The sequence below is a fragment of the Sorangium sp. So ce385 genome, from assembly GCF_051474135.1.
GTDB classification, from domain to species: Bacteria; Myxococcota_A; Polyangia; order Polyangiales; family Polyangiaceae; genus Sorangium; species Sorangium cellulosum_D.
This window is the reverse complement of the sequence record NZ_CP150337.1, coordinates 1,326,396-1,342,038: the sequence shown is the minus strand read 5'-3', so window position 1 is coordinate 1,342,038 and position 15,643 is coordinate 1,326,396. Positions and strand designations below refer to the sequence as shown.

The 15,643-nt window shown below is 70.1% G+C and carries 11 protein-coding genes; 7 read left to right on the top strand and 4 right to left on the bottom strand.

Annotated features, from left to right (window positions below; translation table 11 throughout):
• Positions 1-299: 299 nt before the first annotated feature.
• From WME83_RS05025 to WME83_RS05010, 4 genes are all read right to left on the bottom strand, one after another.
• Complete coding sequence (locus tag WME83_RS05025; protein WP_437318112.1) at positions 300-2,579, bottom strand: hypothetical protein; 2,280 nt, start codon at positions 2,577-2,579, stop codon at positions 300-302.
• A 71-nt stretch (positions 2,580-2,650) separates the two neighbouring features.
• A complete protein-coding gene (locus WME83_RS05020; RefSeq protein ID WP_437318111.1) occupies positions 2,651-3,556 on the bottom strand; it encodes a TauD/TfdA dioxygenase family protein in 906 nt (301 codons plus the stop codon).
• 54 nt (positions 3,557-3,610) lie between these two features.
• Positions 3,611-4,591, bottom strand: coding sequence for a quinone oxidoreductase family protein (locus WME83_RS05015; RefSeq protein ID WP_437318110.1), 981 nt, complete (start codon positions 4,589-4,591; stop codon positions 3,611-3,613).
• Positions 4,592-4,620: 29 nt separating this feature from the next.
• On the bottom strand, positions 4,621-5,679 hold the full coding sequence (locus tag WME83_RS05010) for a 3-keto-5-aminohexanoate cleavage protein (RefSeq protein ID WP_437318109.1): 1,059 nt from the start codon (positions 5,677-5,679) through the stop codon (positions 4,621-4,623).
• Between the two features lie 315 nt (positions 5,680-5,994).
• Between WME83_RS05010 and WME83_RS05005 the strand changes: the two genes are divergently transcribed.
• The 7 genes from WME83_RS05005 to WME83_RS04975 all read left to right on the top strand — a co-directional run bounded on the left by WME83_RS05005 (position 5,995) and on the right by WME83_RS04975 (position 15,637).
• Positions 5,995-7,125 (top strand): beta-ketoacyl-ACP synthase III, encoded by a 1,131-nt coding sequence (locus WME83_RS05005; protein WP_437318108.1) that lies wholly within the window; start codon positions 5,995-5,997, stop codon positions 7,123-7,125.
• A 28-nt stretch (positions 7,126-7,153) separates the two neighbouring features.
• A complete protein-coding gene (locus WME83_RS05000) occupies positions 7,154-7,852 on the top strand; it encodes an iron-containing redox enzyme family protein (RefSeq protein ID WP_437318107.1) in 699 nt (232 codons plus the stop codon).
• Between the two features lies 1 nt (position 7,853).
• Positions 7,854-8,759 carry a DUF6999 family protein gene (locus WME83_RS04995; protein WP_437318106.1) on the top strand — a complete coding sequence of 302 codons (906 nt, stop codon included), beginning with the start codon at positions 7,854-7,856 and terminating at the stop codon, positions 8,757-8,759.
• A 412-nt stretch (positions 8,760-9,171) separates the two neighbouring features.
• Positions 9,172-12,471: a PAS domain-containing protein gene (locus WME83_RS04990; protein WP_437318105.1), complete on the top strand. Its 3,300-nt coding sequence runs from the start codon at positions 9,172-9,174 to the stop codon at positions 12,469-12,471.
• A 584-nt stretch (positions 12,472-13,055) separates the two neighbouring features.
• Positions 13,056-13,847 (top strand): hypothetical protein, encoded by a 792-nt coding sequence (locus WME83_RS04985; RefSeq protein WP_437318104.1) that lies wholly within the window; start codon positions 13,056-13,058, stop codon positions 13,845-13,847.
• Between the two features lie 77 nt (positions 13,848-13,924).
• On the top strand, positions 13,925-14,515 hold the full coding sequence (locus WME83_RS04980; protein ID WP_437318103.1) for a hypothetical protein: 591 nt from the start codon (positions 13,925-13,927) through the stop codon (positions 14,513-14,515).
• A 12-nt stretch (positions 14,516-14,527) separates the two neighbouring features.
• On the top strand, positions 14,528-15,637 hold the full coding sequence (locus WME83_RS04975) for a hypothetical protein (RefSeq protein WP_437318102.1): 1,110 nt from the start codon (positions 14,528-14,530) through the stop codon (positions 15,635-15,637).
• The last annotated feature ends 6 nt before the right edge of the window (positions 15,638-15,643 follow it).

Below are 15,643 nucleotides of genomic sequence, written 5' to 3'. Positions count from 1 at the left end.
AGCGGAGACGCCTCCACGGCGTTGGAGGCGCCGACGCCCCGAGCGGACGATCGTCTATCATGGCGGCGGTCGCCAGGGGGGTAAGCGACCCCAACAACACCTCTGCGAGCCGCCGAGTCCGCTTTGGCTCTCACATGCTCGAACACAACCGATGAGCTCGATCGGTTCGCGCTGGAACACGACGTCTTCTGCGTGGGAGGCGGAACCACGGCGGCATGCTCGCGCTCTGGCGAGCGCACGGGCTCGACAGCAGCTCTGTGACCGCTCGGATCACAGGCACGCTGCACCGCCCGCGCCGCTCAGTCGAGCGGCACCGGCCAGGCGGCCACGTCGACCAGGGAATCGCGCGCGTCGACGCCCCGCTCGCGCGCGAGGGCGAGCGGGACGGGCCGGTAGAGCAGCGTGGCCGTGACGTTCGCCGTCCCCGAGCAGCCGGCGGGGACCGCGAAGCCGTGCGAGGTCACCGCGACGTGCCCCGGCGGAATGCGGTTGTCGCTGGCGATGTCGACGGCGCGGTGCTGCGGCGCGTGCCGCGCGCCTTCCGGATCGACGAGCACCTTGGCGAAGGTGTAGCCCGCTGCGCCGGCGAACGCGGCCGCCGGTCGCTCGACCTCGGCCGGCGGCGCGGGCACCGGCGCGCCGAGGTAAACGATGTCCCCGTCCTGCGCCGGAATGGCGCCGCTCAGCGCGATCGCGCCGCCGCCCGCCTCGACCACCCGCGCCTCGCCGACCGGCGCGCGGATCTCGAGCCCCTTGTCGGCCGCGTCGAGCGACGGATCCGCGAAGCGGCCGACGCCGGTGTAATCGTCGTACACGCCGGTGGGGCGGACGACCCGCACCACGTCCCCTGCCCTCGCGCGCGCCGCGCCCTCCGGCCAGGCGAGCGCCGCGCCCGAGAGCTGCGCGCCCTGGCCCACGCGCGCCTCCGCGAGCGCGCCGCCCGTGTCGTGCACCGTCATGCCGCTCGACGGCGCCATGGGCGCGCCGCAGGCCTCGGCGGCGACGAGGAGCACGAGCGCGCGCATCGGCTCCCCGGTCGGGACCGCATGGCCCGCGAGCTCGCTCGTCAGGGCGACCGTGACCTGAAGCTCGCCCGACGCGACCGAGGCGGCGGCGACGCGGACCTCGACCGAGCCCCGGATGAGCGGCGGCTCGCCCTGCAGCGGGCCGAGGAAGACGTGCGAGAGGACCGACCCCGGCGGGCGGACGAAGCCGAGCGAGATGCTCGCGTTCGCCTCGGTCGTCACGTCGACGCTGCTCTTCAGCGAGGGGGTCTCCGGCATGTGGCAGGCCTGGCACTGCGACGTGGGGCGGTTCCACGCGCTCCCGGCCCACTCGGAGAACGTCTCGTGGATCGGCAGCCCGTCCGGCCAGCGCGCCGGGTCGAGCGCCGCGCCCGGCAGGAGCGCCGCCTGCTTCTGCTCGTGGCAGCCGCCGCAATACTCCGAGGTCGAGTACTTCGGCTGGTAGCTCCCGCCCATGAACCTGTTCGGCACGTCGGGCCGCGGGCCGAACATCACGTCGAGCAGCTTCGAGGAAGGATCGGCGGAGATCCGCTCCCGCGGGCGCTGGATCATCAGCGCGCCGGCGACCCCGGGCGGCTTGCTCAGATCGACGTCGCGGACCTTGTGGCACGCGTCGCAGTGGTCGCCCTTCTCGAACGCGATGCCGGTGGCCTCGAGCAGGTCGCGCCCGCCCGCGGGGCCGTCGATCCCCGCCGCGTGGCAGTCGGCGCACGCGCCGAACGCCGCCGGCCGCTCCGCCGCGGGCAGCGCGGGGTCGTCGCACGACGGCCGCCCCGCGCCGCCGCAGGACGGGTTGAGATCCGGCAGCACGCCGCTCCCGAGGTAACACCGCATCGCGACGCCGGCCTCGGTCCCCGGGACGCGGCCGGCCTTCCAGCGCCCGCCCGCGGCCGCGCACGACGCCTCGTCGCCGTGGGCCAGCGAGACCCCGGCGTAGACGGCCTGGAGGAGCGGGCTCTTCGCCGACCGCGCGTGCCCCGACTCGAGGAACTGGGCCACGAGCGTCGTGTGGCAGTGATCGCAGAAGCGCGTCGAATTGTGGGGATCGCCCTCGCCCGGGTCGCCGTAGGCGTAGCCGAGCGCGTTGTCCGGCGGCGACACGCGGCGCACGGCGATCTCCACCGGCCCGTCGGGGACAGCCTCGAATTCGATGCCGTCGGTCCGATACCCGATCTTCGCCGCGACCACGGTCGGCTGACCGGGGATGTCGCGCGTGATCTCGACGGAGAACGCGCCGTCCGGGCCGGTGACGAGGGCCGGCGCGCCGCCGGCCTGCATCACGATGGCGCCCTCGAGCGGCGCCGCGCCGTCGGTGACCACGCCGGTCACGAGGAACGAGCGCGGCAGCTCCTCCGGGGCGCCGCCGAAGCCGGCGCCGACGCTCACGTAGGTGGTCGTCACGGACGTCGCGCCGGCGCTGCCGGGCCCGGCGCCGCCCTGGCCGGCCAGGGGCGGCGGCACGTCCGAGCAAGCGCCGCCGAGCAGGCAGGCGGCGAGCGCCGCCGGGAGCGCGGGCGCTCGTCGCCGGGTCAGGGGTCGCGCCGCCGTTCGCATCGCGGGAGATCGGTACGGTAGACCCGGCCAGGCGGCCTGTCGACCGGGCAGCGCTCGCGGGCGCGACGCGGTCAGCTGGGCGGGTCGCCGAGGATCGCCGTGCGCTCCATCTTGCGCACCGCAGGCCAGTAATCCTGGACGGCATAATGCTGGGTGCAGCGGTTGTCCCAGATCGCGACGCTGTTCTTCCTCCAGCGAAAGCGGACCTGGTACTCGGGGATCGCCGCCTGGCTGATCAGGTAGCTCAAGAGGTGGCTCGCCCCGGGCGTGAAATCCTGGCCGACGCGCACGTTGTCCGGCGTGTGGAAGTTGACGAAATGCGTGGTGAAGGCGTTGACGAACAGGACCTTCTCGCCGGTCTCCGGGTGGGTGCGCACGACCGGGTGCTCGGCGTCGGGGTAGCTGGCCCTGAGCGCGTGCCGCTTCTCCATCGCCATCGCGCCGCCGAAGGTGGCCTCGAGGCTGTGCCTCGCGCGGAGCCCGGCGATCCGCTGCTTGATGCGCTCGGGCAGGCGGTTGTACGCCTCGACCATGTTGACCCAGACGGTGTCGCCGCCGACCTCCGGCGTCTCGACGCAGCGCAGGACGCAGGCCATGGGCGGCGCCTCGCGCCAGGTCGCGTCGCAGTGATACGAGTTCTCGTAGTGATCCGGCGGGCTGTTCGCGTCCCTGTAGATGCGCACCAGCCCCGGATGATCGGGATCGCTGCCGGCGATGGGGTGGTCCTCGAGCTCGCCCCAGCGCCTCGCGAAGGCGACGTGATCCGCGCGCGTGATGTCCTGGTCGCGCAGGAACAGGACCCGGTGCTTCAACAAGAGCGCCCTGATCTCCGCGAAGAGCGCGTCGTCGCGCGCGGCGTCGGCCAGGCTGACGCCGCCGAGCTCGGCGCCGATGGTGCAGGTGAGCGGCGCGACCCGGATGGAGCCGCGCGCCGGCGCGCGAGCGGCGGCCGATCCGACAGACGTTGAGCTGGTCATTCTGGTCCTCCGGGTTCAGCGCGCGTGGGCGCGCGTAACAGGCGATCTCCTGCGTCAAACGACGAAGATGGAGGACCCGGTCGTCCTGCGCGACTCCAGATCGCGGTGCGCCTGCGCCGCGTCCTCCAGGCTGTAGCGCTGGTGGATCTCGATCCGGATCCGCCCCGCGGCGACGTGGCCGAACAGCTCGCCCGCGAGCTCGCCCTTCTCCACGGGATCGGCGATGTAGTCGGCGAGCGCCGGGCGCGTGACGAACACCGATCCCCTGGCCGCGAGCTGCGCCACGTCGAGCGGCGGGACCGGGCCCGAGGCCGTGCCCAGGCACACGAGCAGCCCGCGCCGCCTCAGCGAGGCGAGCGAGCCGGCGAACGTGTCCTTGCCGATGCCGTCGTAGACGACCGAGACGCCGGCCCCGCCGGTCAGCGCGCGCACGCGGCTCGCCACGTCCTCGCGGCCGGAATGGATGATGTGGTCGCAGCCGTGGGCGCGCGCGATCTCCCCCTTGGCGTCGCTCGACACCGCGCCGATCACCAGGAGGCCGAGGAGCTTCGCCCACTGGGAGACGATCAGGCCCACGCCGCCCGCCGCCGCGTGCAGCAGGATGCTGTCGCCGGCCTTGAGCGGCCAGATGCGGCGCATCAGGTAAGCCGACGTGAGGCCCCGCATGGTCATCGCCGCGGCCGTCTCGCAGCTGATGCCGTCCGGCAGCCGGATCAGCGGCGCCGCGGGCAGGATCCGCTCGGTGCAGTACGCCCCGAGCGTGTCGAGGAAGCCGGTGTACGTCACCCGGTCGCCGGGCGCGACGTTCGTGACGCCTTCGCCGACCGCCTCCACGACGCCGGCGGCCTCCACCCCGATGCCGCTGGGGAGCGGCACGGGATAGAGCCCGCTGCGAAAATAGGCGTCGGCGAAGTTGAGCCCCACGGCGACGTGCCGGACCCGGGCCTGGCCGGGACCCGGGCTGCCGACGGAGGCCTCCTCCCAGCAGAGGACCTCCGGCCCGCCGGTCTTGTGGAAGCGGACTGCGTGTTCCATCGAATCCCCCCGAGAACGCCGCCCCGGCGCTAGGCCGCCGCGCGCAGCGGCACCCCTCGCTCGCCCACCTTGCGGTTCGGCGCATAGCCGAGCTTCGCCAGCGTCTCGTCGGCGCTCCGGTAGGTCTCGCCGATCTTGTAGATGCGGCGGGCCTCCTTGCCGTCCGCGAGCTCGCGGCCGAGCTCGCGCGCGATGCGGACGGTCTGCTCGATCTGCTGCACGGAGGTCATGCGCTGCCCCTTGCGTCCCCACAGCGTGTCCTCGATGCCGCAGCGGGCGTGCAGCCCCATCGCGATGGCCATCGTGTTGATCGGCAGCACGTTCCGCATGAGGGTCTCCAGCGTCAGGCAGGCGCCGTCGGGCACGCGTCGGATGAACTCCATCATGTTGTAAGGGTTCGGCCCGTCGAACCCGCCGCCGATCGCGACCCACGTGACGTTGAGCGGCCCGGCGTAGACGCCACGGCGGATCAGGCGCTCCACGGTCTCGAGCTGAGGGACGTTGGCGAGCTGAAAGTGAGGCTGGATGCCCGCCGCCGAGAGCCGCCTCAGGTGCTCCTCGACCCAGGCCGGGCCGGCCGGCACGGTCATCTCGCGGTAGGCCTCGTGGACGTCCGGCCGCGCGAACGAGCTGCCGGCGACGTCGTCCTCGCTCATCAGCTCGACGACGTTCATCTGGGTGGTGTTGATCGCGATCGTCACCTGGTCGGGCTTCGGCGAGAGCTCGGCCAGCCGGTGGCGCGCGTCGTCGCTCAGCCATCTGGCCTGCTCGCCTTCGCTCTCCGGCGAGAAGGAGATCGATCCGCCGACCTGCAGGATCATATCGGGCACCGCGTCGCGCAGGCGCGCCAGCAGCTCGTTGAACATCGACAGCCGCTTCGAGCCCTTGCCGTCCGCGTCGCGCGCGTGCACGTGCACCACGGCGGCGCCCGCGTTGTAGCAGTCCACCGCCTTCTGGACCTGTTCGGCCATCGTCACCGCGATGTCTTCCGGGAAATCGGCAGGCTCCCACTCCGGCCCGTACGGCGCCACCGTGATGACGAGCTTCTCTTGATTCTCGGGAAACAGGGAATCATCCAGAAAGTTCATAGGGATTCCTCGCTTCAGGTCGCCGTCGAACCGGGCGGTGCGGAGGTCGTACGCGTCGGCGCGCTGGAGCGCGCCGGTGAAGCCCTCCCTGGTCTCTGGCCTTTGCGAACGCAAGGGCGCCGCTGCCAGGGACGGCTCGGCCGATCCCCGAGGCGTCGACATGCGCCCGCAGGTTCCGGCCAAGACGGACACGACCGAGAGTGCAAGGACGCGACCGACGGACATCGTTAGGCCTCGGCCCGGCGAGGGCGACTGAGGTAGTGTCGATGGCCGCCGTGACGAGCTCCCAGCCCATCGCTGCCACGGAGAGGGATCATGGATCGTTCCGTCTACATCACCAGCACTGGCGCTTTCTTGCCTGGCAGGCCGGTCCCCAACGAGGAGATGGAGCAGTACATCGGCAAGATCGACGACAGGCGCTCCAGGCTCGGGCGCCTCGTCCTCCGGCAGAACGGCATCAAGACACGCCATTACGCGGTGACGCCGGACGGCGTGCACCTCCACACCGGCGCAGACATGGCGGCTCGCGCGATCCGGGACGCGCTCTCCCGCAGCGAGATCGCCGCGGAGAGGCTCTCCTTCCTGGCGGCGGCCACCACGCAGGGCGACCTCCTCGTCCCTGGTTTTGCCAGCGCGGTCCACGGCGAGCTCGGCCTGCGGCCCATGGAGATCGCCAGCTTTCAGAGCGTCTGTGCCAGCAGCATGATGGCGTTCAAGTCCGCCTACCTCCAGCTGAAGGCGGGCGAGCACGACTGCGGCGTGGCCTGCGCCGCCGAGCTCTCCAGCCGCTTCTTCCGGCCCGGCTTCTATGCCGGTCTGGAGCAGGAAGGCGAGGGCTCCTCCGCGTTGATGGAGACCGAGTTCCTCCGCTGGACCCTCTCCGACGGGGCCGGCGCCTGGCTCCTGGAGACCCGGCCGAACGAGGGGCGTCGCTCCCTGAGGGTGGACTGGATCGATCTCTGCTCCTACGCCGACCGCTTCGACCCCTGCATGTATGCGGGCACCTCCAGGAACCGAGCGGGCGAGAGGAAGCCCTGGAGCCACTACGACAGCCCCGCGCTCGCAGCGCAGCAGGGCGCCGTCGTCCTCAAGCAGGACTTCGATCTGCTTCACCGCATGTTCCCCGTCTGGGCGAAGCACTACCTCGAGCTCGTGGATCGGCGGCAGCTGAGGCCCGGAGCCATCGATCACTTCCTCGCGCACTACTCGTCCCACTCTCTCCGCGGAGAGATGGTCAAGCTGCTCGCGAAGACCGGCGCGATGGTGCCCGAAGCCCGCTGGTTCACGAACCTCTATTCCCAGGGGAACACGGGCGCCGCATCCATCCTCCTCATGCTGCACCAGCTGATCGAGGAGCGGGATCTGCAGCCGGGCCAGCGGGTCCTCGGCTTCATCCCGGAGAGCGGCCGCTGCGTCATCGCCTTCATGCTGCTCACCGTCGTCTGACCCGCCGTCCTCACCAGGGAGGTCCAGCATGCTTCCGGAACGTACGTCGCCTCGAGACGAAGATTCACCGCAGGCCGTCCTGCGCGGCCTGTCGTCCATCTGGCTGGATTTCGAGTCCCAGGTGGATCACATCCCGATCGTGCGGCGCGTGCTCGAGCGCCGGATTCGCCTGGCCGATTACCACGAGCTCCTCTTGAACCACCGGGCGCAGGTCATGAACGGGGCGCTCTGGATCGCGCGCGCCGCCTCCAACATCGGCCACGAGTTCGCCGAGCTGCGCTCGCGCTTCATCCGCCACGCGGCCGCGGAGCACCGCGATTACCTGATGCTGGAGCAGGACTACCTGGAGAGCGGCGGCGACCCGGCCGGGCTCGCGCGGCACGAGCTGAACATCGGCAGCGAGGCCCTGTCTGCCTGGATCTTCCATCGCGCCGATCAGCCGAACCCCTTCGACCTGCTCGGCGCCATGTACATCATCGAAGGCCTCGGCAAGCGGGTCGCGGCCCGGTGGGCCGAGCACGTGCGGTCTGCGCTCCGCCTGGAGGCGCAGGCCGTCGGCTTCTATCTCTATCACGCCAAGGCCGACGAAGATCACCTGGGCGAGCTGGAGGAGGCGCTCCGCTCTGGCATCTTGAACCTCCCGCGGATGGCGCCGAGGATCCTCAAGACCGCACGGGTCACCGCGCGGCTCTACCGCCTCCAGCTCGAGGAGATCGGGAGCTACTGACATGGATTTTCGAGACTTTTTCAGGAAGATGAAGCACGATCCCAGCGATCCCGATCCGTGGCTGGCCTTGTACCTGGACCGGTCGTTGCCGATCGACGAGAAGGCCAAGGCCGCCCTCCTGAAGAGCCAGCGCAGCTTCACGCGCAGGGTCGTGATGCCGATCGTCAGGCCGTTCGCCCGCCTGTCGATCTCCGGGATCAAGCTCATGAAGATCCTCGCCCCGGCGAGCTGGCAATCGCCGTGGCTCTTGCATCGGTCCATTTACTGGGGCCTGAGGCTCTTCGTCGCCCCGGAGGCCAATTACCTCATCCTGCGCCACTTCACGATCGGCACGGAGATCTTGAAATTCATCGAGGACAACGTCCCGGGCATCGACATCGAGACGACCACGCCGCTGAGGACCAGGCGGCTGGAGGACCTGCTGGACAACACGTTCACGGTCCATGATCTGACGTTCTACAACTTCATCATCGAGCTGAACGAGAAGCTCCGCGCAGAGGGGCGTGAGATCGAGCCCCGGAGAGAGGTCGACTACTCTGCCATCACCGACGACGACGCGAGCCTGGACGACCTCCCGAACACCTGGCTGAACGTCGTCGACCTGCAGACCGCCATCGAGATCTACACGCCGCTCTATGCGCTGTTCCTGTCCGACCACCATTTCTGGCGGGCGAGCAATTCGCTGCAGCTGGACGAGATCATCGCGCTCTACGTCGGCAAGATCCTGGACGACCCGCTGCCTGTCGCCTTGGTCCACAACCATCATCCCATGGTGCCCCGATCGACGCTGGAGGCTGGCTTTCGGTTGACGCTGCATGGCCTCGACTCGGAGACCCTGCACGGACACCTGAAGAAGCTGAAGGCAGCAGCGAAGAGCGCGGCGGCCCGGGGATCCGTCGCGCCGTGACGCGCTCCTGAACCCTCCTCCTGGAGCCGATCCGCCCTGCGCGCGGGCCAGGAACCATCCCGCGCAGTCCGGCCGGCGGAAGCCGCCCGCCGCGACCCGCGTCGCCGCCGCCCCGCTGCCGCCGCGCGCTGCGCTCGCCAGCGCAGCGGCTGGGAGGCTGGGAGTCTGGACGGCTCCTCCCGCATGCGTAAGAGAAAGATCGCACGCAGGCCAGAGAGACGTTTATCCATACAATGCCCCCTCGCCATGTAATTCGCTCTGGCGCCTCGGAGACGCATCGCCGAGGAGGTCTTCTCCTGCGTCTCGGGCCCTGCGAGCGAGGTGATCCGCGAGGTGCCGAGGCCGCCGACCGAGCAACAGCCGGCCCGCACGCCCCGCGCGTCGCACGGCGGAAGGCGGAAGGAGGTGCGTCGTGAAAACAGGCGGAAACGCTGACGGGCCACGTCGCCTCGGCCCTGCCGCCGCGTTGTTTGCGAGCTACTTCCTCCTGGCTTTGTTGGGCCTCCAGTGGGCGACGGTCCGCGGCGCCGCCTCCTCGGTGTTCCCCGCCGCGGGGGTCGCGCTCGCCGGGCTCTTCCTCGGGGGCCCGTGGCTGTGGCCGGCCGTGTTCGCCGGGACGATGGCCGCGTTCCTCCTGCAAGCGCCGTCCCTCCCGCTGTGGGTGAAGGCCGCCCTCGCGTCCGGGAACACGCTGGCAGCCCTGGGCGGCGCATGGGCGCTGCGCCGCGCTCGCCTGCGGCCGGCGCTCACGCGCCTGACCGACGTGCTCATCGTCAGCGCCGCCGCCCTGGGCAGCTCGGCCATCGCCGCCACTGCAGGGACGTTCGCGCTCGCCGGCGCGTTCGACCTGGGCTTCAGGCACGCGCCCACGACATGGCTCAACTGGTGGGTCGGCGACGTGACGGGGGTGATCGTGGTGACGCCCCTCGTGCTGAGCTGGGCGCGTGGCGAGCCGGTCGATTGGGACCGGGGGCGGTGGCTGCACCTCGCGCTGTGCACGGCGGCTGCCTGGGCCCTGGCCTGGCTGAGCTTCGGGCCTGAATCCTCCCATATGGTCCGCCCATGGCTGACCTTTCCCGCCCTGACCTGGGCGGCATTGACGTGGGGCGCTCGTGGCGCGACGACGGCAATGCTCCCGGTCGCGGTCGTCGCGATCCAGGCCACGACCGACGGGCACGGGCCGTTCGGCACCCCCGAGGGGTTTCAGTTCGCGCTGCTCCAGCAGTTCATCGGCGCGACCACCGTGACCACGCTGGTGCTGGCCGTCGTCGCCGACGAGCGACGCAACAGCGAGGCGCTGCGCAGGAACGAGGAGCGGCTGCGGCGAGCCAGCCGCGCCGGTCGGATCGGCCTGTGGGAGTTCAACATCGACAGCGGAGCCGCTGCCTGGACGCCCGAAACCTGCGCGCTCTTCGAGGGGTGCCGTCCGGGGAGCGGCCGGGTGGATTACGCGCGCTGGCTCGAGGCCATCCATCCCGAGGACCGCGCGGCCGTCGTCCGCACGGTCGACCAGGCGATAGCGCAGGCTCGATCCAGGCTGTCCGAAGCCCATTACAAGGACGAATACCGCGTCCTGCACGCCGACGGCACCGTCCTGTGGTTGGCGTCGACCGGCGCCTTCGAGCGCGCGGGGAACGAGCTCGTGATGCTCGGGGTCGTCCGGGATATCACCGAGCGCAAGCACGCCGAGGAGGCGCTGCGGGAGAACGAGGCGCGGCTGCGGCTGGCGCTGCGCGCCGGGCAGACCGGCGTGTGGGATTGGGATCTCGTCACCGGCCGCGTCGTCTGGTCCGACGAGGTGTGCGGCATCTTCGGGATCCCGCCTGGCACGTTCGAGGGGACGCTCGAGGCGTTCGAGCGGAGGATTTACCCCGACGACCGGGTGCGGGTCCGGGCGGAGGCGCAAACGGCCCTCAAGGGGCGGACGGGCTATGCGATCGAGTTCCGCATCGTCCGCCCCGACGGGCAGATCCGCTGGGTCACGGACTTCGGCGCCGTCGAGCACGACGAGGCCGGACAGCCTCGTTCCATGATCGGCATGGTCACCGACATCACGGAGAAGCGAGCGGCCGCGGACGCGATCCGCGAGAGCGAGGAGCGATTCCGCAACATCGCCGACAACTCCCCCGTGATGATATGGGTGACCCGGCCCGACGCCTACTGCACCTACCTCAACAAGGTCTGGTCCGACTTCACGGGGCAGGCTCAGGCCGTCGGCCTCGGGTTCGGTTGGCTCGACATGCTCCATCCGGAGGACGCCGAGCGCTCGGCGAGCATCTTCCGCGCCGCCAACGCCAGGCGGGAGCCGTTCCGCCTCGACTACCGCCTCCGCCGCCGTGACGGGCAGTACCGGTGGTGCATCGACGCGGCGGCCCCGCGGTTCAGCCCGAGCGGCGAGTTTCTCGGGTATGTCGGCTCGGTGATCGACATCACCGACCGCAAGCAGGCCGAGGAGGAGCGGGCGCGCCTGCTCGAGGTGGAGCAGGCCGCGCGCAGCGAGGCCGAGCGGGCGAACCGGCTGAAGGACGAGTTCCTCTCGACGGTCAGCCACGAGCTGCGCACCCCGCTCACCGCCATCCTCGGCTGGTTGCACCTCCTGCGCCGTCGGTCGAGCTGCGAGGACGAGGACCTCCGCAAGGGGCTCGCGGTCATCGACCGCAACGCCCGCGCGCAGGCGCAGCTCATCGAGGACCTGCTCGACATGGGCCGCATCACGTCGGGCAAGCTCCGCCTGGACGTGCAGCCGCTGGACCTGCACGACGTGGTCGGCGCGGCCGTCTCGTCCGTCGCGCCCTCGGCGGAGGCGAAAGGGATCCAGATCGAAAAAATCTCGAGTCCCGCCGTCGGCGTGACGCGCGGCGATCCGAGCCGGCTGCAACAGGTGGTGTGGAACCTCCTGAGCAATGCCATCAAGTTCACCCCGGAGGGCGGGCGCGTGCAGGTGCAGGTCTCCCGCGCCGGCGATCACGTCGAAATCACCGTCTCGGACACCGGGGAAGGCATCAAGCCCGAGTTCCTCCCCCACGTCTTCGAGCGTTTCCGCCAGGCCGACGCCTCGACGACGCGGCGGCACGGCGGGCTGGGCCTGGGGCTCGCCATCGTGAAGAACTTGGTCGAGCTCCACGGCGGCGCCGTGCGGGCGACGAGCGCCGGCGTGGGAAAGGGCACGACCTTCACCGTGGAGCTCCCGCTCGGCGTCGCCCACGCCCCGGCGGAGGGCGGCACGGACGGGCCGGAGGTCGATGCCCGGGCGAGCATCGATGACATCGGCGAGCTCTCCGACCTGAGCGGCATCTCGGTGCTCTTCGTGGACGATGCCCTGGATACCCGCGACATGGTCAGGACCTTCGTCGAAGAGCGCAAGGCGCGCGTCCGGCTCGCAGGATCCGGGGAAGAGGCGCTGAGGCTGCTCGAGCTGGAGAGGCCGGACGTGCTCGTGAGCGACATCGGGATGCGCGGGATGGATGGCTACGAGCTCATCCGCCGGGTGCGGGCGCTGCCGCAGGAGCGCGGCGGGGACGTGCCGGCCGTGGCGCTCACCGCGTACGCCGGAGACGAGGACCGCACGAGAGCGCTGCTCGCCGGGTTCCAGACGCACCTCGCGAAGCCGATCCAGCCGACGGAGCTCCTGATGGCCATCGGGGTGCTGGCAGCGCGCGGAGAGAGAAAGGGGCGGCGGCAGGCGGTCGACGGGGGGCCGCCCTTGCCATAGAAGCGCACGACGCGGCTCAGGCCTCCGCGGGCATCGAGGATCAGAACACCGAGCCCGCGAGCAGGCCGCGCCGCCTCAGCCCCTCACGCTGCGGCCCGTGACGAGTCACGGTGCAACCCGTGACTTGTCACGGTGCAACCCGTGACTTGTCACGGTGCAACCCGTGACTTGTCACGGTGCGATCCGTGACGGGCAACGGCGAATCGCCCCGCATTTCCGGCTCTGCCGTGCCTTTTCCGCGCCGAGCGTGATGTCTGGACGACCAGGCCATCGCTGAACCTGGCACGAGGCGTGCTGATGCTGATGACGTTCGGGCGGCGGTCGAGGAGGACCGTCGTTCACGACGACCGCGAGACATCGGGCCTCCGGGCATGGGGTCTCCGGACGATGAGCGCCCCGGCAGAGCTGGCAGCCAGCGCGCAGGCGACACAGCTGCCACGAGCCCGAGCCGCGCCGATCGTTCGTCCACGTTCTTGCGGAGCTTTCGAGCCGAGCGCGAACCGATACCAGGTGCTCGCCAGCTCCGGCCATGGGGGCCCGAGCGGCACGGTCCAGGCTGCAGAAGTAAGGATGGAAGTGACGGGATGAGTCAGCTGGTCAAGCATGACACTGGGACAGGGACGGGGCTGCATTCGACCCCACGGGATTCGAGCTCTCCGGGGCTGCCGGCGGAGCGCTCCAAGGACCGCTGGATGGGGCGGCTGCTCGCTGGCTGCGCGATGATCGGGTCGCTGTTCTTCGCCTATGAGCTCGGCGCCCGGGCGACGCTTCCAGAGCGCGAGCGGCAGCACGAAGACGGCCCGTCGCGGCAAGGCTCGGTCGCGCCGAACGCCGCCCCGGGAGCGGAGGAGCGCGCGCAGCACGCTCACGCTGATGAGCACGCCGCCGGCGCTGCCTCTCCGCCCGACCGGCCCCTCGATCCGGGGCCGCCTCCGAGCGAGCCCGCCGAGCCGCTGAGGGAGCCATCGCCGCGCGAGCATCGAGATCGTGTCTTGCGTGCGCTCCGGGCTTCAGGCCCGGACCACCGCCTGTTCGCGCCTGCGTCGGCCGTCGTCGACGCGTGGACGAGCAAGCTCGCGCAGCTGGGGGCCGCGGGGACGTTCGAGCCGCTGGAGTGCTACGCGAAAGGCTGCGCCGTGACGGTCGTCCACGCATCCGCGGTGAAGGCGGAGGAGGCCACCGAGGCCATCACCCGGACGGGCGAGTTCCACGGCTGGCAAGCCGGCAAGATGCGCAGCGGCTTGATCGAGCGCGACGGCGATCGGGTGGAGGTCACCTGGATCCTCGACGCGCCGCCGCCGGACAGCCCCGTACTTCCGGAGGAGCTGCCTCGGGACGGCCTCGACGAGCCCGTGGAGCGCGGCTCTCGGCGATGAGAGCTGCGCTGCCGCGGCGCGGCGTCGAGCCTTGATCGGCTCGACGTCGAAGTGAACGGAGAACAGAGGAGAACGGTATGGGACACAAGGTACGAATAGGGGCGCTGGCCTTCTGCGCGATCGGCCTGGTCACGGTCGGGGCGCACGCGCAGTACGTCTACACTCGAGGTCCGAACCACGTCAACATGAGCGGCACCCGCTGCCGCGCTGCGTTCGGTGATGAGCAAGACGAACTGACGCACTCGGTGCAGAGGACCTCGGTCAGGTTCGACGCTTCTGCGCCCGTGTTTATCGTTTGCCCGATCACGAGGCGCGCGACCGCCTACTACGGGGATTCGGTCTCATCAAGCATGGCGACCGAAGTGACCGCGACCGGGATGAAGGCCGAGGTCAAGGACTATCATACGGGAGAGTCGGTGCGCTGCACACCGTTCGCGCAATCGATCGGCGGCAGCATCGTCTGGGGCACCTCCCGCTACGCGTGCTCCACCGCCGGGGGTTGCGCCAGCGCGCCGGCGGGGTCCTACATGACTCCTGCCGGTGAGTTCAACACCCTCTCCTGGAGCAACCCTTTCACGTCGCAGACCTCGGTTCAGTGGGGTCTGGCCTGCACCATGCCAGCTAGCTCCATCATAGGCTCCTACGAAGCAACGGTCTCTGCGAATTGACAGGTGAACGGCATGAAGAAGATCACAATCGTGGCGCTCGTCGCCGCAGCTCTCTCGTTGAGCCATTCGGCGCTCGCGACGCACAAAGCCTGGCTGATGAAGAACGGGGGGGCAGAGTGTACATTCGCGTACCCGCTCGCCACCGATCGGATGGATTCGAGCGGCGCGATTTACAACTCCGGCACCTCGGAGCGCGACGTCATCTGCCCGATCGCCTTGTCGGGCCGCTGGGGCTCGAACGGGACGACGGCGTTCAACGCCAAGCGCTGGGGGGATGCGCTCTCGGCGATCGTCTACTTCGATCGCAGAGGAGCGGGGACGCGGACCGTGAGCTGCTACGCCGCGATGCGCGCCTCCGATAGCTTTGTTTACTACAGCGCCTCGGTCTCGAACACCGGCGGCTCCGGCGTCGGTCGGCTCGACGTGGCGGGGTCGACGAGCGGCGGTGGCCAGTGGGCGGGCGGTACGGGCAACGGCACCACGCTGGAGGCCCATGAGGATACCGTCGTGAAGGGCCTGGAGTTCGTGTGCTCGGTGCCCGAACGAACGGCGATTCTCGGTTACAAGGCCAAGCTCTGCCAGCTCACGGGTGACTGCACTCACGGAAGCGGCGATCCGGAGGACGACACCACGATATCGACCAGCGGCTGGAACTACGTTCAGACGAGCGGCGTCGAATGTTCGCCGGCGGGCACGCAAGGTGCGATCGAGACCGTCTATCGGAACGGGGGTGGGGTCACGAACCTCGGGAGCTCTCCCGTCGACATCTTCTGCCCGATCGCTCCACCCTCGGACGACAGTCGGGAGCATAATCGCAGCGTCACAGCCACGACGGTCTACTACTCGGATCTCTACAACACGGCTGCCTCGAACTCGAACTCCTGCGTGGGCGGCGCGACTTGCCCGAGCTGCCGGCTCATGTGGTATGATAGGGATGGGATCATGCAAGATACCGGCGCACTTTCGAAGATTTCCGGCGTTCGTGAGTTGTACCAGGGAGCCAGCGCGCAGCTTATCGGTAAAGAGCTACAGTTCGGGGTGATGTGCCGGACGCCGCCGGACGTGACGATCGAAGGGATCACCTCCCTCGTGACCGTGAGCGATATCTCAGGCGGAATTTGATCGTCG

Excerpts from the sequence above, each read along its gene's own strand:
- WME83_RS05025 (WP_437318112.1), bottom strand. The coding sequence starts at position 2,579 with ATGCGAACGGCGGCGCGACCCCTGACCCGGCGACGAGCGCCCGCGCTC.
- WME83_RS05020 (WP_437318111.1), bottom strand. The coding sequence starts at position 3,556 with ATGACCAGCTCAACGTCTGTCGGATCGGCCGCCGCTCGCGCGCCGGCG.
- WME83_RS05015 (WP_437318110.1), bottom strand. The coding sequence starts at position 4,591 with ATGGAACACGCAGTCCGCTTCCACAAGACCGGCGGGCCGGAGGTCCTC.
- WME83_RS05010 (WP_437318109.1), bottom strand. The coding sequence starts at position 5,679 with ATGAACTTTCTGGATGATTCCCTGTTTCCCGAGAATCAAGAGAAGCTC.
- WME83_RS05005 (WP_437318108.1), top strand. The coding sequence starts at position 5,995 with ATGGATCGTTCCGTCTACATCACCAGCACTGGCGCTTTCTTGCCTGGC.
- WME83_RS05000 (WP_437318107.1), top strand. The coding sequence starts at position 7,154 with ATGCTTCCGGAACGTACGTCGCCTCGAGACGAAGATTCACCGCAGGCC.
- WME83_RS04995 (WP_437318106.1), top strand. The coding sequence starts at position 7,854 with ATGGATTTTCGAGACTTTTTCAGGAAGATGAAGCACGATCCCAGCGAT.
- WME83_RS04985 (WP_437318104.1), top strand. The coding sequence starts at position 13,056 with ATGAGTCAGCTGGTCAAGCATGACACTGGGACAGGGACGGGGCTGCAT.
- WME83_RS04980 (WP_437318103.1), top strand. The coding sequence starts at position 13,925 with ATGGGACACAAGGTACGAATAGGGGCGCTGGCCTTCTGCGCGATCGGC.
- WME83_RS04975 (WP_437318102.1), top strand. The coding sequence starts at position 14,528 with ATGAAGAAGATCACAATCGTGGCGCTCGTCGCCGCAGCTCTCTCGTTG.